General features: G+C 32.3%; 15 protein-coding genes and 2 rRNA genes. 10 read left to right on the forward strand and 7 right to left on the reverse strand.

The genetic code is table 11. The features are described 5' to 3' along the window. Positions 1-160 precede the first annotated feature (160 nt). The 3 genes from C7N71_RS01880 to C7N71_RS01890 all read right to left on the reverse strand — a co-directional run bounded on the left by C7N71_RS01880 (position 161) and on the right by C7N71_RS01890 (position 3,599). On the reverse strand, positions 161-1,468 hold the full coding sequence (locus tag C7N71_RS01880) for a GH25 family lysozyme (RefSeq protein ID WP_140921687.1): 1,308 nt from the start codon (positions 1,466-1,468) through the stop codon (positions 161-163). Between the two features lie 143 nt (positions 1,469-1,611). Continuing rightward, positions 1,612-2,913, reverse strand: a complete 1,302-nt coding sequence (locus C7N71_RS01885; RefSeq protein WP_105987489.1) for a sensor histidine kinase — start codon at positions 2,911-2,913, stop codon at positions 1,612-1,614. After that, positions 2,913-3,599, reverse strand: a complete 687-nt coding sequence (locus C7N71_RS01890; RefSeq protein WP_105987490.1) for a response regulator transcription factor — start codon at positions 3,597-3,599, stop codon at positions 2,913-2,915. The genes C7N71_RS01885 and C7N71_RS01890 overlap by 1 nt, the downstream gene beginning before the upstream one ends. A gap of 112 nt (positions 3,600-3,711) precedes the next feature. Between C7N71_RS01890 and C7N71_RS01895 the strand changes: the two genes are divergently transcribed. The 7 genes from C7N71_RS01895 (at position 3,712) to C7N71_RS01925 (ending at position 11,200) form a co-directional block, all read left to right on the forward strand. After that, positions 3,712-4,110 carry a GtrA family protein gene (locus C7N71_RS01895; RefSeq protein ID WP_225361859.1) on the forward strand — a complete coding sequence of 133 codons (399 nt, stop codon included), beginning with the start codon at positions 3,712-3,714 and terminating at the stop codon, positions 4,108-4,110. Further along, complete coding sequence (locus C7N71_RS01900) at positions 4,107-6,212, forward strand: glycosyltransferase family 39 protein (RefSeq protein WP_105987491.1); 2,106 nt, start codon at positions 4,107-4,109, stop codon at positions 6,210-6,212. Before C7N71_RS01895 ends, C7N71_RS01900 begins: the two co-directional genes overlap by 4 nt. 18 nt (positions 6,213-6,230) lie before the next feature. Beyond that, entirely contained in the window at positions 6,231-7,190 is a 960-nt protein-coding gene (locus tag C7N71_RS01905) for a glycosyltransferase family 2 protein (protein WP_105987492.1), read from the forward strand. 120 nt (positions 7,191-7,310) lie between these two features. Then, positions 7,311-8,246, forward strand: coding sequence for a restriction endonuclease (locus C7N71_RS01910; RefSeq protein ID WP_105987493.1), 936 nt, complete (start codon positions 7,311-7,313; stop codon positions 8,244-8,246). Between the two features lie 246 nt (positions 8,247-8,492). Next, a complete protein-coding gene (locus tag C7N71_RS01915) occupies positions 8,493-9,872 on the forward strand; it encodes a hemolysin family protein (protein ID WP_105987494.1) in 1,380 nt (459 codons plus the stop codon). Positions 9,873-9,939: 67 nt separating this feature from the next. Continuing rightward, complete coding sequence (gene nrdI / locus C7N71_RS01920) at positions 9,940-10,401, forward strand: class Ib ribonucleoside-diphosphate reductase assembly flavoprotein NrdI (RefSeq protein WP_105987517.1); 462 nt, start codon at positions 9,940-9,942, stop codon at positions 10,399-10,401. Positions 10,402-10,447: 46 nt separating this feature from the next. Then, positions 10,448-11,200, forward strand: coding sequence for a nitroreductase family protein (locus C7N71_RS01925; RefSeq protein WP_225361860.1), 753 nt, complete (start codon positions 10,448-10,450; stop codon positions 11,198-11,200). Between the two features lie 39 nt (positions 11,201-11,239). On the opposite strand, the gene C7N71_RS01930 is transcribed toward C7N71_RS01925, so the two are convergent. After that, the gene (locus C7N71_RS01930; RefSeq protein WP_225361861.1) at positions 11,240-12,409 is read right to left on the reverse strand and encodes an MDR family MFS transporter; all 1,170 of its coding nucleotides are present in this window, start codon (positions 12,407-12,409) and stop codon (positions 11,240-11,242) included. Positions 12,410-12,655: 246 nt separating this feature from the next. On the opposite strand from C7N71_RS01930, the gene zwf reads away from it, so the two are divergent. From zwf to C7N71_RS01945, 3 genes are all read left to right on the forward strand, one after another. Continuing rightward, positions 12,656-14,128, forward strand: coding sequence for a glucose-6-phosphate dehydrogenase (gene zwf / locus C7N71_RS01935; protein WP_105987496.1), 1,473 nt, complete (start codon positions 12,656-12,658; stop codon positions 14,126-14,128). Positions 14,129-14,209: 81 nt separating this feature from the next. After that, positions 14,210-15,649 (forward strand): NADP-dependent phosphogluconate dehydrogenase, encoded by a 1,440-nt coding sequence (gene gndA / locus C7N71_RS01940; RefSeq protein ID WP_105987497.1) that lies wholly within the window; start codon positions 14,210-14,212, stop codon positions 15,647-15,649. 138 nt (positions 15,650-15,787) lie between these two features. After that, entirely contained in the window at positions 15,788-17,326 is a 1,539-nt protein-coding gene (locus C7N71_RS01945; protein WP_105987498.1) for a multicopper oxidase family protein, read from the forward strand. Positions 17,327-17,900: 574 nt separating this feature from the next. Here the strand turns inward: C7N71_RS01945 and C7N71_RS01950 are convergent. The 3 genes from C7N71_RS01950 to C7N71_RS01960 form a co-directional block, all read right to left on the reverse strand. Continuing rightward, entirely contained in the window at positions 17,901-19,163 is a 1,263-nt protein-coding gene (locus C7N71_RS01950; RefSeq protein WP_105987499.1) for a cation:dicarboxylate symporter family transporter, read from the reverse strand. A gap of 104 nt (positions 19,164-19,267) precedes the next feature. Next, positions 19,268-19,384: ribosomal RNA gene (gene rrf / locus C7N71_RS01955) — 5S ribosomal RNA — on the reverse strand. Positions 19,385-19,453: 69 nt separating this feature from the next. Beyond that, a 23S ribosomal RNA gene (locus C7N71_RS01960) occupies positions 19,454-19,644 on the reverse strand; the annotation flags it as partial.

Below are 19,644 nucleotides of genomic sequence, written 5' to 3' on the forward strand. Positions count from 1 at the left end.
TTCCTTATCAACAGTTTCTATATTAGTCAGTAATGGTCAGATAGTCAAGAGAAAAGTAGCACTCTTTTACAAAGAGTGCTAAAAAGCATTTATAAACGTTGATATGTCAAATTTTATAGCAATAAAAAAAGTAGTAATTTAATTACTACTTTTTAAAATATTATTTAAATGCACTTTGATAAATCCAACCGACTAATTTGCCTCGATAATAAGCTTGATAATAATAACTATTCCAACCATCTTTATGAGCACGACGAGTAATAGTCAATTTCTTGTTAGCGTAATCAGATCCATTGGCAGTAGTTACAGTGCTAGCAAAGCCACTATTGTTAACATGATTATGGAAAGCTACCTTGGGATTATTTTTCATGACTTTAGTAGTTGAATAATTAGCATACTTAACATTAGGAACTAATGCATTTGTATTTACCCAACCCATAGCATGACCATTAGAATACATACGATAGTAAGTTTTTCCATTAATAGTTGCGATGGAATTAATATACATACGCTTACGAGTATTCTCACTTACACTTGAAATGGCATAAGTTTTACCAATGAATTTATTATCACCAGGCACATGATTATAAAACTTATAATTGTAACCATTTTTAACAGTCATAGTTTTGTTTTGTTGAACATATTGTGTATTTCTTGTTTGTTGTGATTGATCTGAATTATTATTTTGATCTTGATTCGATGAATTATCGTTATTTTGTGAATTATCATCATTACTTTGATTATTATCTGATGGTTGTGCACCGGCGTTCGTATTATCCCCAATAAACCAGTTAGCATCTTTTGAAGTTAATAAATTAGCATCAATGTTCTGACCTAAAGAATTAGAATAAAAGTTACTAGAGAATTGCCATAAAACATGTTCCCTACTTGGTTCTTGATTTTGATAAGCAGCAAGCCAATAACCATCATAATTACTAACAGCTGAAGCAGCATGTGCTTGCATAAAGCTAACATAAGAATAGAATAAAATCTTACGTTGTCCAACTAATGGACGCAATGCATCAACCCAAGCCTTAGTAGCATTATTGGTTCCACCAGATTTAACCGTTTGTGACTCATAATCATTTACATAGAATTTCGCATTGGGAGCACGTCGATATAAAGTTTTAGCTTCATCGGCAGCATCTGCTGGACTTTCATATTGACTAAATGAATAAACCCCATATGGAACTCCGTATTTTTCTAACAAATCACGATTATGATTAAAAGTCTTGTCATAATATTGACTACCATATTGCACTCGCAAAATAACAAATGGAACTTCACTTTTTAATTGTTGAACTTGTGCATCGGTAAAATTATGTTGCCATTCAGATAAATCATAAACTGTATTGCTAGAATTAGCATCACTAGCGGTTGCTGCATGAACATTACTACTAATAAATCCAAAGCTAATTGCTAATAAAGCGGTTGCTGCAATAGTTAATAAAGCATTTTTTATTTTCATACACTGATAGTGAATATTATTCAATATAATACCCTATATCTTTTACACCTTCCTTCTATTAATAATATTTATATTGTAACAAAGGAAGTCTTCAAAATAGGTTAAATAGAGTTTAAGTTTTCTTTACAAATATAACAGTCACATTAGATACTAATATTTACAATGAAGACAGTCCCTGTAGGATGATTATCACGTACCAAAATTTTTCCATGGTGTTGATTAACAATCCATTGAGCGATGGATAAACCTAAGCCATTACCACCAGTCTTTGAATTTCTGGATTTATCAGTACGATAAAATCGCTCAAAGATATGATTTTTATCCTCATCTGAAATACCACTACCAGTGTCTGAAATTAAAATTTTTAGATTATTGTGATTATTAGAAATTTTTACATTTACGCTACCACCAGTAGGAGTATATTTAATCGCATTATCCATTAAAATTACCATTAATTGTTTAATTAAATCAACATCTAAATTACCATGACCACTGACATCAATATCACTTAATAATACTTTTTGTTGACTATTAGTAATTTCAAAAAATGGTTGCACTATCTGATCAAAAAATGGTTTTATTTCCACATTTTGTTTATTAGATTGAATGATGTTGGCATCCGAACGTGCTAATGTTAACAATCTTTGCGTCAATGTTTTTAGATGTTTAGATTCCTCTAAAGTTGTTGAAATTGGTTGAACTTGATCAATGATTTTAGCATTGGGCTTCGTTAATAAAAACTCCATTTGATTCTGAATAACAGTTAATGGTGTTCTTAATTCATGTGCAGCATTTGCACTAAATTCCTTTTGTTTATGCCAAGCCTTCATAACTGGTTTCATACTAGATTTCGAAAGATAATATGCAATCATGATTGCGATTATCCAAAAGAATATTAACGTGATAATTAATGCTTCTACAAAACTATGCAATGCTAGTAGATCTGCATCAATATTTTGTAAAATCAAGACATAATTACCAGCATAGTCTGGGTTATCATTATACTTATCAACTTTTATTAATAATGATCGAAAATGCGTTGTAAAATCACGGGCAATTAAATTAACATCTTGAGGCTCATTAATATTATGTTTACTTAAAGTGATTTTATTTAATAAGCTATAAGATCGTTGTCCCAACATATTTTTGTTTAAAATCTTACCATCTTTACTAAAAACGATAATGTTAGTTTGAAATGCAGCATTTTTATCTGGATTAAACGGAGTTGGATGATTACTAGGTTGTACCGACAAAGGTCCTTGATTTACATTTCTTTCAATATGTTGTTTTTGACTATAAAGACCTGCATCAATATTAGAATAAATAGAATTTTGAAAGAAAAAATAAACAATAAATCCCAAAAGGGCAAACAAAAGGGCAAAACCAATTAATTCTTTAATAAAGAACTTTAATTGTTGCTTGTGTTCTAAAACTTTTTCTTTCACTATTCAGCACCCTCTAGCATATATCCCACATTACGCAATGTTTTAATTGGATTTGCTCCTGAAACTTGTTTAATTTTCTTTCTTAAATTACTCATATAAACTTCAACTACGGTTAACGAAGTTTCTGATTCAAATCCCCATAAACGATCAAAAATTTGATTTTTGGTAATGATGGTAGAAGGATTTTGTAAGAAATAAACTAACAAATCATATTCCTTACCATTTAATTGTAATTGTTGACCTCTGTATTCAACTTCATGACGGTTAAATTCAACTGTAAAATCAGCATATGTTAATTGATTATTATTGCCAATTCGACCTGCTCGTTTTAATAGGGCTTTAACTCGCATCACTAATTCTTCACGATGAAATGGCTTCGTTAAATAATCATCAGCACCTAATTCAAAGCCTCTAACTTTATCACTTAAGGTATCCTTAGCAGTTAAGATCAATACTGGCATTTCAATTTCATCAACATTTCGCCAATGTTTTAAAATATCATAACCACCAATTTCTGGCAGCATTAAATCTAAAATAGCAATATCATAAATACCATCTTGACCAAGCATCTGGCCTTCAAAGCCATCATGTACAACTTTAGTTTTTCCGATTGGTTTTAAAAATTGTTCCACACTATTAGCAAGTGCTTCGTCATCTTCTACAATTAAAATATTTAAGTCTTCCATTTAAATACCCCCCAAAAAATTTTATTTTTAAGTTTTCTTTATGATTAGTTTAAGTTTAGTTTATGTCGCTTAAATTATACTTAAAATATTCAAAAGAAAGGAAATGTTCAATATGATGTTATGGATTAAGCAACTTTTTAAGTTCGGTATCATTGGCTTAATTAATACCATTTTAACTTATATTATATATACATTGTTATGGCAAATAACTAATCCGCCAGTTGCGATAGCAATTGGGTATGGGATTACTTCAGTTATTGGTCTGACTATTAATAAGCAATGGGTATTTAAGTCCAATAATAATTTAAGAAAAATTGCTATTAAGTACTATACAACTTATCTATTAACGTGGCTATTAAGCATTGTGATAACGTATTTAATAAGCACCCAATCTACAATTAATGGACAAATTATTCCACTAATCGCTTTAATTATTACCATACCGACAAACTTTTGCTTAAGCAAATATTGGACCTTTTCTAATCATCACAATAAGGAGGAATACGAATGAAAAATAAAAATCGATCACAAGCTCGTCATTATAAATGTCATATCGATTGGATTTTAACGATTATTTTATTAATTGCATTAGTTCTGTATGGATATGGGACTTGGAAGACTGGTTCCGCCAATGATTTTTATACTTCTGCAATTACTAGCATGACACAAAGTTTTAAGAACTTCTGGTATGCAAGTTTTGACCCTGCTGGATATATTACGGTGGACAAACCGCCAGTTGCTTTATGGTTTATGACCATCTCAGCTAAAATATTTGGGGTCTCCAACTTTAGCGTCGTTTTACCTTCTGTTTTATTTGGTGTTGGTTCTGTTTATTTAATGTATCGACTAATAAAGCCTAAATTTGGTACAAATGCTGGTCGCATTGCAGCATTTGTAATGACAATCACACCTATTGTCGTTGCCGATTCAAGAACTAATAATATGGATGCTACATTAATTTATTTCCTATTATTATCATTATGGATGTTACAAAAAGCAGTCGATAAGAAAAAAATTTTTTGGTTAATGGGAAGTTTTGCCTTAATTGGATTCTCTTTCAATATCAAAATGCTCCAAGCATTTATGATTGTTCCAGCAATGCTATTATTTTACTGGATTGCTAGTAAAACTAATTGGAAGAAAAAGATAGTCCATACCATGCTAGCGATGATTTCACTAACGGTACTAACCCTTGCATGGCCTTTATCAGTTGATATGACATCAGCCAATAATCGTCCTTATGAAGGTGGCTCAGAACATAATTCAGTCATGGAATTAGCATTTGGATATAATGGAGCCCAAAGATTATTAGGCCAAACTACTGGTACTGGTGGAACCTTTAAAGGGATGGGTAATCAAAAGTCTAAAAGTAACAATAATCAAGCTAATAAAAACCAACCTACTCCACCTAAGATAAACAAAAATAATCAACGAAAAGGTAATCTGAAAATGCCTGTTGGAAATAAACCTGCTGGGATGAAACATGGCGGTGCTCCAGGTGGAGGCAGTAATATCTTTAATATTGGTACTGCCGGCCCTCTAAGACTATTTCAATCAGCGTTGGGGCCACAAATTAGTTGGCTGTTATCATTTGCGATTATTGGCATGATTGCATCTTACATTGTATATGCTGATCACAGAAGAAAATGGCATCAAATCAATGAAAAGCAAAAACAAATTGTCCTATGGACCGGTTGGTTAGTACTAGTTGGTGGATTTTTCTCTGTCGCTAGCTTCTTTCATCCCTATTACACTATCATGTTAGCTCCAGCAATTGCTTCTTTAAGTGGTATTGGCTTAATGGGCATGCTTAAGGCTCTCAAGATATTTAATCGTAAGGATATCCGTTTTTACTTTTTACCACTTGCTATCGCTGTTACTACAATGCTTCAAGCATGGTATGTATCTAGTTATTACTCATGGTTAACAATTCTGATTCTAGTAATTGGGATCACAGCTAGTTTAGGCATTATCTTTATCAAATCCAAAAAGATAATGAAAAAAGTAATTATTGCTAGTTTAATAACTATCGCAATTGCTCCTAGTTTCTGGTCGATGACCCCTACGATTGCCAAAACTTCGGATGCTATTCCTAGTGCTGGCCCTGATTTATTAAACAGTCATGGCAATCAAGGTGGCATTGGTAGCGGATCCGTCAATAACAAATTATTAAAGTTTTTACAAAAAAATCAAGGTAATGCTAAATATTTATTTGCTACTGCTGACTCAGGAACGGCTGCTCCTTATATCATTAAGACTAAAAAAGCCGTAATGGCCATGGGTGGATTCAATGGAACTGATCCTGCAATAACCCTATCTAAATTTAAGCAGTTAGTGAAATCTGGCCAAATTAAATACTACTTAGATGGTGGTAAATCTGGTTCAACTAATAGTTCCATTGTCAACTGGATTAAAAAGCATGGTAAAAAAGTATCAGCTAAAACATATGGTGGTACTTCTAATTCAAAAAATAAACAAGGTCATCTTGGTAACAAGCAAAAATCTGGTGCTCTTAATCAAATGATGTCACGCAAATCATCTAATTATCAGATGAGTGGTGGTTCGCAAAATTCAAGTGAAACATTATACGACCTTTCAAATATTTATAAATAATTGTTAGGAGATAAAAAGATGCTAAATAATCAAGCTTTAATTTCAATTGTGTTACCAGTTTATAATGAAGAAGCTGGGATTAACAATACAATTGAAATATTAGAAAAGTTCATTAAATGCCAAGCAGAAAAATATGAATTAATTTTTGTTGATGATGGATCAAAAGATAAAAGCATTGAAATCATTAATAAAGCACAAAATAAATATTCAAATATTAAAGTTATTGAATTTTCACGAAACTTTGGTCATCAATTAGCAATTACCGCGGGCATTAGATATGCTAATGGTGATGCAGTGGTCGTTATGGATGCAGATTTACAAGACCCCCCTTCAGTCATTCCTAATATGATTCAAAAATGGCATGCAGGTTATGATGTCATTTATGGTAAACGCTTAGTACGCGAAGGGGAAACTTTGTTTAAAAAACTAACTGCAAAAATGTTTTATAGAGTAATAAAAAGAATTTCTAGTATTGAAATTCCATTAGACACTGGTGATTTTAGATTAATGGATCGTAAAGTAATAAATGCTTTATCAAAACTAAAAGAACCCGAGCCATTTGTCAGAGGTTTAGTTAGTTGGGTTGGGTTCAAGCAGACTTCTGTCCAATATGAACGTCAAGAAAGATTAGCTGGTGAAACTAAATATTCACTTTCTAAAATGACACGTTTAGCAAGTGATGGGTTAACATCATTTTCAGATGTTCCTTTAAAATTAATAAATTATGTAGGTGCTATTAGCATCATAATTGGCTTACTATATGGATTTATTATGATTTTTAATCAATTTACCACCGTTATTTTTGCCACTTCAGCGTTGTTTGTCCTAAGCGGCATGATTATGCTTGGCATGGGCATTATTGGTAACTATTTATTTAGAACATTTGATGCATCTAAACATCGTCCACAATATGTAATTGCCAATAGTTGTGGTTTTCAAAGGTCATCGCAAAAATATAAAAACACTCAAACAAAATAAGGGGTAATAAAAGGGATGCATTATATGCATCCCTTTTTTCGTCTATCCTTGTCATACTAGGAATTATATCCTTTTTTTGATAAAATAATGGTAATTATAAATTAGAAAGAGTAATCAATAGTGAAAACCTGGAATACTATTAGAAGATGTCTATATATTTTAATCGCTATTAGTATGATTACTGGAATTAGTGAATTTAAAACTAGTGAATTAAATACTTGGATTACACAAATATTATCTATTTTTACTAGTTTGGTCTTAATTTACATAATTATGCCTAGTCGTGAAAAAAGCTTATTAAAGACCATTTATTTTAATCTAACCGGTCGTAAAGCTTTCATCTTCAAAGTTAAATATAATCAACATAAAAATATTAAGTATGATGATTCAAGTGTAAAAATGAATCGAGAAACATTCTATCAACAATCTAATAATTATAGTAAAAAAATTGAACAAATGAAAATGCAAAAAAATAGTTTAGAAGAAACGATTGATTCAATGACTGCATATAAACAAAAACTAAGCCAACAAGTGAATGAAATTAATAAAGTTTATCAAGACTTAAACTATTTAAAAAATGAAAAAAGCAATATTTTAAAAGAAATTGATAATCTAAAACAAAGGCAAGCGAATTTAAAAGAAAAAGCATCAAGTCATCAATATACCGAATTTTTACAATATCAAGCAAAAAACAAATTAAAAAATATCGATGGTTTTGATGGCTATCAATTCGAGAGTTTTACTTGTAAATTACTAAGTAAGCTAGGATTTCAAGATGTTAAATTAACTAAGGGCAGCAGTGATTATGGAATTGATGTACTTGCTAAAAATGGTGAGACTACTTATGGATTTCAATGTAAGTTATATTCTTCACCAGTTGGCATTAAGGCAGTTCAAGAGGTTAGTTCTGGTGTTGAATACTATAAATGCAAAAAAGCAATCGTTATTAGTAATAGTTATTTCACCCCACATGCTATCAGTGCCAGTAAAGAATTAAATGTTGATCTTTGGAACCGTGATAAACTATTAGATTTATTAACAGAAATAATAGAATAAAGAAAAAGAGCAGCCAATGGCTGCTCTTTTCCTGCTTGATGAGTTACTTTTCCTATTTTATGCGATTTTACAAATTATTTAAACCATTTCGAACAATTTATTTTTATTCTTCATAAATTAGTCAATAATAACCGATAATAATGGCACTTCATCAGCAAATGACTTAAAATAAGGCCTAATAACAGGTATAATGTATTTAATGTAGTTAATTACATATAATTTATATAAGAAACGGGGAATGTTCTGTTGGATAGTGGTGCATTAGCTTTTCAAATCATCATTGTTTTAATAGCCTTCTTCTTTGCAGCATTTTTTGTTGCGTGTGAATTTGCCTTAGTACAAACACGTTACAGTATGTTAGAAGAAGAACAAGAAAATAAGGGTAAATCTAAAAAGTTATCTCGTGAAATGTTCATGATAACTAATTTAAATGATTATTTATCAACAACTCAAGTGGGAGTATCACTTAGTGGTATTATCATGGGGTGGATTGGTGAAGCATTATTTGTAGATGGTTTATTTGACTTACTAGAAATCAATCCTAATGTTATTAATCCAGGTACTGCTCACGCAATTGGTAGTATTGTTGGTGTATTAATTTTAACTTATTTAGAAGTTGTATTTACTGAAGTTGTGCCTAAGAATATAAGTATTGCAATGCCTAGAAGAATTTTGGGATTTGTTGCTACTCCATTGCATTATTTCCATAAAATTTTCTATCCTGGTGTTTGGGCAATTAATGTCACTGCAGCTGGTGTAGTTAAATTAATGGGCCTTAAAATGACCGATGAAAGTGATGAATCAATGTCACAAGCTGAAATCTTAAACATTTCTAAAGACGCTGTTAAAAATGGTGCGCTTGAAAAGTATGACTACTTGTATATGCAAAGAGCCTTTGATTTCAACGATAAAGTGGCTAAAGATATCATGATTGATCGTACTCAACTAACAGTTATGGATATTAATACTAATGTTAAAAACGCTATTGGTAAATATCTACAAACAAAATATAGTAGAATTCCAATTGTTGAAAATAACAATAAAGATAATATTTTAGGCTATGTTTACTGTTATGACATGATTCGTCAATCACGTGTAAACCCAGATATTAAAGTAGAACGTCTACTAAGAGATATCGCAACGGTTCCAGAAAATATGAAAATCACCGAAGTTTTACAACAAATGATTAAATTGCGTACACCTATCGTCGTTGTTGTTGATGAATATGGTGGAACTTCAGGAATTATTACTGATAAAGATATTTATGAAGAATTATTTGGTACTGTCAGAGATGAAATTGATCCTGCAACCAACGAATATATCTTTAAACAACCTAAAGGTACCTATCAAGTTAGCGGTAAAATGACTACTTATGATTTTGAACGTTACTTTAGAACTGAAATCAAAGATTTCAGCAAATCAGACAGTGTAACCCTTTCTGGTTACTTTATTGATAATCATCCTAATATGAAAATCGAACCCGGAACTGAGTTTACAGTTGATCAATTTACATTTAAAGTTCTTCATTTTGAAAATTCATTTATTAATTTATTTGAAGTTAATGTAAATGATGATATTGATTCAAATAATCAAGAAAAAAAGATTAGTGAAGATAACAATAAATAATAATTATTATAAAAATCTGTTAGAATTAATTTCTAACAGATTTTTTGTATTGAAAGGAAGCCTTCCATTGAAACCTATTCGTATTCTATATATATCAATCGCTGGTAACACTAAAAATTTCGTTAATAATTTAACTAATTTTGCCAATGAAGAAAACAAAAAAGATAGTAACAATCCAAAAATAGAGGCAACTGAAGTTTCAGATCTAACTGACTTTGCACATGAACATAGTAACTTTTTTGCTTTTGTACCCACATATTTAGATGGTGGCAACGGTATCGATAATGGTGTGAAAGAAATGATGACCAATGCTTTAGGTGAATATATTGCTTACGACAATAATCGTAATTATTGTATTGGTATTGTTGGATCAGGAAATAAAAATTTTAACGAGCAATACTGCCTATCAGCAAAACGCTATGCTGAGTCATTTGATTGTCCATTCGTCAGTGATTTTGAGCTACGTGGTACTGACCATGACTTATCAAGAATATATAACTTACTAAAGCAAACTGCTTTGAAAAACTAAAATTTGCTGATAAACTTTTTTAAAATATCTTAAGGAGTTTTAAATCATGGCAATTAATAATGAAGTTTTAAAAACTATTCAAAATCACCGTAGCGTTCGTGATTTTACAGATGAAAAATTAACTGATGCAGAAGTTAATATACTAGTCAATGCTGCACAAAGAACTTCTAATAGCATGAGTGAACAACAGTATTCAATTATTAGTGTAACTGATCCTAAGAAATTGGCACGTTTAGGCGAAATCACTCTTCACCATTTACCAGATAAAGCTGGCCATTTTTTCTTATTCATTGCTGATCAGCATCGTAATGCTCAAATTATTAAATATCACAAACCAGATGCTAATTTAGAAGCCCTTCATTCTGCAGATAAATTTTTGGCATCAGTACATGATGTTGATTTAGCAGTACAAAACACTTTATTAACGGCTGAAAGTATGGGATTAGGTGGAACCATTATGGGAAGTATCTATAATAATCCTAAGGAGATTATTAAAATGTTTCATTTGCCTGAATTAACCTTTCCAGTTTTAGGTTTAGCAATTGGTCACCCTGCATCAATGCCTAATTTAAAGCCTCGCATTAACAATCAACTTATACATTTTAAAAACGGATATCAAGAACCTGACATGCAAATTGTTGAAAAATTTGATAAAACATTGAATGAATATTATAAAAATCGTAAAGGTAGTAATCGAGATACTAACTTCTTCAAGAATATTTGGTCAGATATTTCAAAAGGAAATTATCGTAAGGACTTATTACCTGCAATTAAATCGCAAGGTTTTCTACAAGGATAAATAAGAACGCTTTATGTTTAAAACATAAAGCGTTTTTATTTAAGCAGATTTTTTATTTTTATATATTACAATAAGCCATGTCACCATTATGACGGTAGCTGTGAAGATAAATAATGGATTATATCCTAAATATTCAACGAATAATCCACCATACAAAGGACTAATTGCCCTCCCAGCAGACATTAATGCATTAAATACTCCTTGGTATTTACCTTTTTCCGATTTACTGGATAATTGATCAATCCAAGCAGGTACATCAGGTAATCCAATCATCTCACCAAATGTTAAAAATATCATAATTAATAAAAATCCTGTATAACTTTTTGCAAATATTAATCCATAGAAAGAAATTGCAAATATTAAAATGCCAATAAAGACTTGTGTGGAAATCTTAATTTTAGTTTTTTTACTTAGATAGTTAATCAATGGTTGTCCAATAACAATCATTAAACCATTTACCGTCCAAAGACTAGAATAACTTTCAAAAGAAATCCCCATATTAACCATATGAACAGACATAACACTTTCCCACAAGGTATAACTTAGATAAACACCAAATACCATCATACAAATAGGATAAATCAAATTAATTTTAGAATGTTCAACCGTTTTAACTGCTTTTTTCTTATCATCTGGAAGTGATTGGGAATCATTAAAATCAACATTAAAGTAAAAGAAAGTCATTAACCAAAGGGCTACATAAAAGATACCAGCAGCAATAAAGACAGTTGCAACCCCATATTTTAATAAATAACCAACCATTGCAGTTCCAATAACTACTCCTAAATTCAAACCAATATACAACAGATTAAAAACTGAACGAACATCGCGATCTTTAACCGTAGTTGCATAGGAATTAAGTAGTGTCAAGTTAATCCCATCACCGAAGCCTAAGAACAGTAGTAAAATCGCAAATGTTGGCCACCCATTGAAGAAAATTAAAGCAAGAATTGCAAATGTTGAGATTGAAATTCCAATCATCGAAGCCTTATAAGCTGACCATCGATCAAATAAAAATCCTCCTACATAATTACCAATAATCATAAAACTAGACATTAATAATAATGAAACTCCTGAAACCATTAAAGATTTATGTAGATAATCATTTATATACATTGTTACTAGCGGCCACATAAACGATGCCCCTGAATTAAGTAACAAAGAATACATAAAGATTAATTTCATCCCCAATCCTTTTCTTTTCTTCATAACGATTCCCCCTTTTATGTAAAACATTCATTTATACAATTATAAAGCTTTTATTGAACACTTTTCTAAACAATTCGCTTATAAAAATAATAAAGCGTTTTCATATCCATTTTGTGTAGAATTAAAATACTTTTTTAATTTCAATTTGTGTTATATAATAACCATGTATATAGAGCGAAATAAATCGTTTATTTAGTTAGACATTTATTGTAGCTTCGTTCAAATTTTGTATAAGGAGTGACGGTATTGGCAACAGCAACTCGTGCCTTGTTCATGCTTTTTGGTGCAACAGGTGACTTAGCTAAACGTAAACTATACCCTTCAATTTTCAATTTATATAAAAAGGGCTACATTGATCAAGAACATTTTGCATTAATTGGAACTGGTCGTCGTGAATGGAGTGACGACAAATTCCACGAAGTTATTGTGGAATCAGTAAAAGACAATGCTGAAAGTGAAGATGAAGCTAAAGGCTTCGCTAGTCACTTTTATTACATGTCACATGATGTAACTAATCCTGAACATTATGATGCACTAAGTGAATACGCTAACAAATTAGATGATAAATATGATATTCAAGGAAATCGTATTTTCTACATCTCAATGGCTCCTAACTTCTTTGGTACTGTCGCTAAGAATCTAAAAGCACATAATTGCTTATCAGATAATGGCGGTTTCAATCGTTTAATCATCGAAAAACCATTCGGTCGTGATTACGAATCTGCTGAAGAATTAAATAATGCGTTAGGTAAATCATTTAACGAAAACCAAGTTTACAGAATCGACCACTACTTAGGTAAGGAAATGGTCCAAAACATCTTAGCATTACGTTTTGGCAACCCACTTATCGAAGGTATTTGGAATAATAAATACATTAAAAACGTTCAAGTTACCCTAGCAGAAAAATTAGGGGTTGAAGAACGTGCTGGATATTATGATGGGGCTGGTGCCCTTCGTGATATGATTCAAAACCACACTATGCAAATGTTAAGCATCCTTACTATGGAAGATCCAGTTTCATTTAAAGATGTTGATGTTCGTAGTGAAAAGATTCGTGCTTTACGTAGCATGAGAATCTACTCACCAGATGGAGTTCGTGAAAACTTTGTCCGTGGACAATATGGTAAAAATGGTGATCAAGCTGATTATCGCCATGAAGACAATGTTCCTGAAAATTCAAATACAGAAACATACGTTGCAGGTAAAGTAATGTTTGATAATCAACGCTGGGCAAACGTACCATTTTATATCAGAACTGGTAAGATGTTAGCTGATAAGTTTACTCGTATTGACATTGTATTTAAGAAACCTCTTATTGATATCTTTGCTGCTTCAGGCAAGCAAGAAGGCGACTTACAAAACAACGTTCTAACATTATTCGTTGACCCTGTTAATAAGGTAATCTTACATCTAAATGGTAAGAAAGCTGGACAAGGTATGGAAATGCAACCACTTGATTTAACTCATGTTCAATCAGATGCTGAAAAAGCTGCTACTCCAGAACCATACGAAAGACTTATTCATGATGCTATCCTAGGCGATGCTACTAACTTTGCTAGTTGGGATGAAGTTGGTCGTGCATGGAAATTTGCTGATGTAATTAGAAATGTTTGGGATCATGATCAACCAGCCTTTCCTAACTACACTCCAGGTTCAATGGGACCAAAAGCTGCTGATGAATTATTAGCACGCGATGGTAACGAATGGATTAAAAAATAATTTATATGACATTTAATATGTAAAATGTTAAAATTTAAGTGTATATTTATACACAATTTTCTTTAAAAAGGAAGGTTTATAATGGCTGAATCAAAAGCAAACATTGGTGTTGTTGGAATGGCTGTTATGGGTAAAAACTTAGCCCTTAACATTGAAAGCCGAGGCTTCACTGTAGGTATTTATAATCGTTCATCTTCAAAAACCGAAGATGTAATGAAGGATCACGCAGACAAAAACTTGGTTCCAAGTTACTCTGTTGAAGAATTTGTTAAATCTCTAGAAACTCCTCGTCGTATTATGATGATGGTTAAAGCTGGTAAAGCAACTGACGCTGTTATCAGTGAACTATTACCTTTATTAGATAAAGGTGATGTTTTAATCGATGGTGGTAACACTAACTTCCACGATACTATGAAGAGAAATGCTGAATTAGACAAATCCGGTGTTAACTTCATCGGTATGGGTGTTTCTGGTGGTGAACTAGGTGCCCTACGTGGACCATCATTAATGCCAGGTGGCCAAAAAGAAGCTTATGACTTAGTTGAACCAATTTTAACTAAGATTGCTGCTAAGGCTAAAGATGGCAAACCATGTGTTTCATACATTGGACCAAATGGTGCAGGTCACTACGTAAAAATGGTTCATAATGGTATCGAATATGGTGATGAAGAACTAATCGACGAAAGCTACAACATTCTACGTAATGGTGCTGGTATTTCAGTTGATGATCTTGCTGATATCTTCAAGGACTGGAACAAGGGTGAACTTGACAGTTACTTAATCGAAATCACTGGTGATATCTTAACTAGAAAAGATGACTTAGGTTCAGACAAGAGCAAGCCTATCGTTGACATGATCTTAGACCGTGGTGCTAACAAAGGTACTGGTAAATGGTCATCAATGGACGCTATGGAAATTGGTACTGATCAATCAGTTATTTCTGAATCAGTTTATGCTCGTTTCATCTCAATGTTAAAAGACGAACGTCTAAATGCTGCTAAAGTTCTTAATGGACCAAAAGCTGCTGACGTTATTGGTGAAGATGACAAGAAAGACCTTATCGAAAAAGTACGTAAAGCACTATACTTTGGTAAGATCATGAGTTATGCACAAGGTTTTGAACAACTACGTTTCGCTTCAGAAGACTATGACTGGGACTTGAAGTTCGGTGAATTAGCTCAAATCTGGCGTGAAGGTTGTATCATCCGTGCACAATTCTTACAAAACATTACTGATGCCTTTGAAAAGGATCCTAAGTTAACTAACTTATTACTAGACCCTTACTTCTCAGACATTGCTAACAAGTATCAAAGTGCTGCACGTGATGTAGTTGCTTTAGCAACTAAGGCTGGTATTCCAGTTCCATCACTTTCAGCTGCTGTTACTTACTTTGATTCATACCGTGCTGAAGTATTACCTGCTAACTTACTACAAGCACAACGTGATTACTTCGGTGCTCACACTTATGAACGTACAGACCGTGAAGGTAACTTCCATTACCCATGGTACACTGAACAATAAAATTATTATTTTTAATAATTTAGAGAGACGATTAATTTCGTCTCTCTTTTTTATACTCAATTTATAATTATTATCATTTGCAAATGTTTATAAATAATCATATTATATAGTTATGTTATCAAGAAAGGATGAACATAAATGGCAGAAGATAAAAATACAATAAATGATTATTTCTTTTATGAACCTGCTTTCAACACTCATGATGGAGGTTATGTTCCATTAGAAGAACCAAATATTCCAGAACAAAAATTAAAGATTCCGGAAGCTTTAAAGCCCGACAAAGAAACTGATACTGATATGTATTACACAGTTATTGCTGAAGCTGGTGAATCTCAAATTATGCCTGGTCAAAAGACTAAGACATGGGGTTATAATCAACCATTATTAGGTAAAACAATCATCTTTAAACGTGGCAAAAATATTCATGTCACTGTTAAAAATGAATTATCTGAATTAACCACTTACCACTGGCATGGCTTAAATGTTCCTGGTGACATTGATGGTGGTTGTCATACCCCTGTTTATCCAGGAGAATCAAAAGTTTTAAACTTTAAATGTGATCAACCTGCTGCTACTTTATGGTTGCATGCTCATCCATGCCCATCAACTGCTGAACAAGTTTGGCACGGTCTAGCTACTGCTGTTGTCGTCAAGGATGAACATGAAGCATCACTACCACTACCAAGAAATTATGGAGTCGATGATATTCCATTAATTTTGCAAGACCGTAAATTCCATGAAGACAATCAATGGGATTACCATGCTGACTATGATCCTGATGGTGTTCAAGGTCCTACTGCAATGATTAATGGTACTGTTAACCCCTACTTTGATGTAACTACTCAAAAAGTTCGTTTTAGAATTTTAGATGGTGCTAACCGTCGTGAATGGAGATTACACTTCTCAGATAATCTTTCATTTACTCAAATTGCTGGTGATGGTAGTTTACTAGAACATCCAGTTAAGTTTACTCACTTAATGTTAACCTGTGCTGAAAGAGCAGAAATTGTAGTTGATTTCAGTAATTATAAACCTGGCGATGAAGTGACATTGTATTCCGATGATGTTCCAATTGTCCATTTTAGAATTCACGAATTTGCTAAAGACGATTCCACTCTTCCAGATAAATTATTTAAATTGAATGCACCTGAGATTACTCCAGATACCCCAGTGCATAAAATTATAATGTCCGGTATGGATGAAGAAGTCGCAATTAATGATAAAAAATTCAATATGCAACGTATCGATTCCAAACAAACATTAGGTAGTTGTGAAATTTGGGAAATCACTAATTCTAATGACTGTGATGGTGGTATGATTCATCCATATCACATGCACGGTTGCCAATTCCAAGTTCTATCACGTAATGGTAAAGCACCATATCCTAATGAAACTGGTTTAAAAGATACTATTGCTGTTGATCCTAATGAAACCGTTAAAATTAAAGTATGGTTCGATCATACTGGTGTGTTTATGTATCATTGCCATATTATTGAACATGAAGATGGTGGTATGATGGCACAAATTGAAGTACAAGATCCTAAGAAGCCACAAAAATTCAATTTAATGGACATGGATACCTTAATGAATGCATTTGCTAAGGAACGTGGTGTTAAACCATCAGAACTTAATTTAGGTGGTATGGAATGCTACGATAAAATGAATATGAAGATGTAATTAACTTGATTGATTAATCATTTTTGTACTATAATTAAATAGTAAAAGAAATAATTATTGATTTTCAAAGGAGGGAAAACAACTATGGCAGAATTACCTTTTGATCCTGGAGCGTCCAAAGATCATTCTATCAAGGGAAAATTATTGTCAAATGTTGTTTCAATTCTTTAAAAATTGAATTGAGACAACCACTGACAGTTAATTTTCCCGAACTCATATGCTTTACTTTTTAGCTATAGATTATTTAAGGAAAAATTAACTGTTGTTGGTTATCTCAGTATCCTTTAATTGCATTTGAATGACAGTGAATGGTCAGCAATTAATAACAGTAATTTAAAATTTAATATTATTTAATTAACTATTGATGCTTCACCTTTTAGGGAACTAATTGGGGAGGTATGAACAACAGTTTATACCAAGCTTACTATTAATTAGATAAAATGAGTAATTATGAGATTACACAGAAATCTTCGTTGAGTTGTGGGAACATGACTTACGCCAAAGTAATTGCTGTTTATCTACGATAATAAAATAAAAGGACTCAGGAATATATCCTGAGTCCTTTTTTGTATCTTTATTTAAGCTTTGCCATATAAGCTTTCTCTTTTTTAGTATCAAATTCATTTTCGGATTTACCAATAATAATGGTTGCCAATGAATTACCAATGACGTTAACTGCAGTACGTGCCATATCGATAAAACGATCGATTCCCGCAATAAAGGTCATTCCAGAGATTGGAATATTAACAGTAGATAAAGTAGCTAGTAATACAACAAATGAAGCTCCTGGTACTCCTGCCATTCCTTTAGAGGTAATCATTAAAGTAATTAATAATGTAATTTGTTGCCCAATTGATAAATGAATTCCATAAGCTTGAGCAAGGAATAATGCAGCTAATGATTGATAAATAGCTGAACCATCAAGGTTAAAAGTGTATCCGGTAGGAATAACAAAAGATACAATTGATGGACTTACACCAAATTTGACCATTTTATCAATGTTTCTAGGTAAAGCTGCTTCAGAACTTGCAGTTGAAAATGCTAAAATTGCTTCTTCTTTAACAACTTTTAATAAGTCAAAAATTCTAAAGCCAAAGATTCTCGCAGCAGCGCCCATTACTAGAAGTACAAAAATAGCCATTGTGGCGTAAGTTAATAATACAAAGTAACTTAGAGGTGCAAGCGCCGAAAGTCCTAATTCGGCTAAAGTAACACCTATCAAAGCACAAACACCAATAGGTGATAATTTCATAATCCAACCTGTGATTTTAAACATTACTTGAGAAATAGATTCCATTAGATCAATGATTACTTTTCCCTTTTCACCAATTGCCGATGTGCCTAAACCAAATAATACTGAAAAAACAATAATTGGCATCATATCACCACTACTAATCGAGTTAAAAACATTGACTGGAATAAGTCCAATTAATGTCCCCCAAATTCCGCTATGGTTAGCACTCTTAGCAGTTGCTAAATATTGAGTAATATCAGTTCCATGTAAAGCATGAACATTAATAAAATCTCCTGGATGAAAAATATTACCAATAATTAAACCCAAAATAATGGCTATAGTGGTCATAAGTTCGAAGTATAAAATGGTTTTCCCACCAATTCTACCTAATTTATGAATATCACCAATACTTGCGATTCCTACTGTTAAGCAAGAAATAACAATTGGAATAACAATCATTTGGATTAATCGGATAAAAATAGTTCCAATACTTTGCATTGCAGTAATTGCTGTTGCATTTTTATAAAAAATTATCCCCAATATAATTCCCAAAATTAAGCCAACAAGTATCTGCCAGCCTAAAGAGAGTTTAATTTTTTTCATATAAATTACTCCTTATTTATGTACATTAATTGTTATTTTACCATAAAACATAGAATTTTATATAAAAAAAGAGTTTTCGATAAACATCGAAAACTCTCAAAATTGCGCGGCAACTTCCTACCCTTGCAAGAGGCGATCCTCTAACTACTCTCGGCGTTTAGAAGCTTAACTGCTGTGTTCGACATGGGAACAGGTGTATCCTTCTAGCTATCGCCACCACACTATTTATCTGAAAGAACTTCGTTCTTTCAAAACTAGATATTATTATTTCTTTTAGAGAACAACCTTACTTGGTTAAGTCCTCGACCAATTAGTACTAGTCCGCTCCATACATTGCTGCACTTCCACTTCTAGCCTATCTACCTAATCATCTCTTAGGGGTCTTACTTCCATAAAGGAATGGGAAATTTCATCTTGAGGTGGGTTTCACACTTAGATGCTTTCAGCGTTTATCTCAACCATACATAGCTACCCAGCAGTG

The organism is Apilactobacillus timberlakei (assembly GCF_002993965.1).
GTDB classification, from domain to species: Bacteria; Bacillota; Bacilli; order Lactobacillales; family Lactobacillaceae; genus Apilactobacillus; species Apilactobacillus timberlakei.

What these genes read in the sequence shown, in the direction of transcription:
- C7N71_RS01880 (WP_140921687.1), bottom strand. Translation starts at nt 1,468, where the DNA reads ATGAAAATAAAAAATGCTTTATTAACTATTGCAGCAACCGCTTTATTA.
- C7N71_RS01890 (WP_105987490.1), bottom strand. Translation starts at nt 3,599, where the DNA reads ATGGAAGACTTAAATATTTTAATTGTAGAAGATGACGAAGCACTTGCT.
- C7N71_RS01895 (WP_225361859.1), top strand. Translation starts at nt 3,712, where the DNA reads ATGATGTTATGGATTAAGCAACTTTTTAAGTTCGGTATCATTGGCTTA.
- C7N71_RS01900 (WP_105987491.1), top strand. Translation starts at nt 4,107, where the DNA reads ATGAAAAATAAAAATCGATCACAAGCTCGTCATTATAAATGTCATATC.
- C7N71_RS01905 (WP_105987492.1), top strand. Translation starts at nt 6,231, where the DNA reads ATGCTAAATAATCAAGCTTTAATTTCAATTGTGTTACCAGTTTATAAT.
- C7N71_RS01925 (WP_225361860.1), top strand. Translation starts at nt 10,448, where the DNA reads ATGGCAATTAATAATGAAGTTTTAAAAACTATTCAAAATCACCGTAGC.
- C7N71_RS01930 (WP_225361861.1), bottom strand. Translation starts at nt 12,409, where the DNA reads ATGAAGAAAAGAAAAGGATTGGGGATGAAATTAATCTTTATGTATTCT.
- gndA (WP_105987497.1), top strand. Translation starts at nt 14,210, where the DNA reads ATGGCTGAATCAAAAGCAAACATTGGTGTTGTTGGAATGGCTGTTATG.
- C7N71_RS01945 (WP_105987498.1), top strand. Translation starts at nt 15,788, where the DNA reads ATGGCAGAAGATAAAAATACAATAAATGATTATTTCTTTTATGAACCT.
- C7N71_RS01950 (WP_105987499.1), bottom strand. Translation starts at nt 19,163, where the DNA reads ATGAAAAAAATTAAACTCTCTTTAGGCTGGCAGATACTTGTTGGCTTA.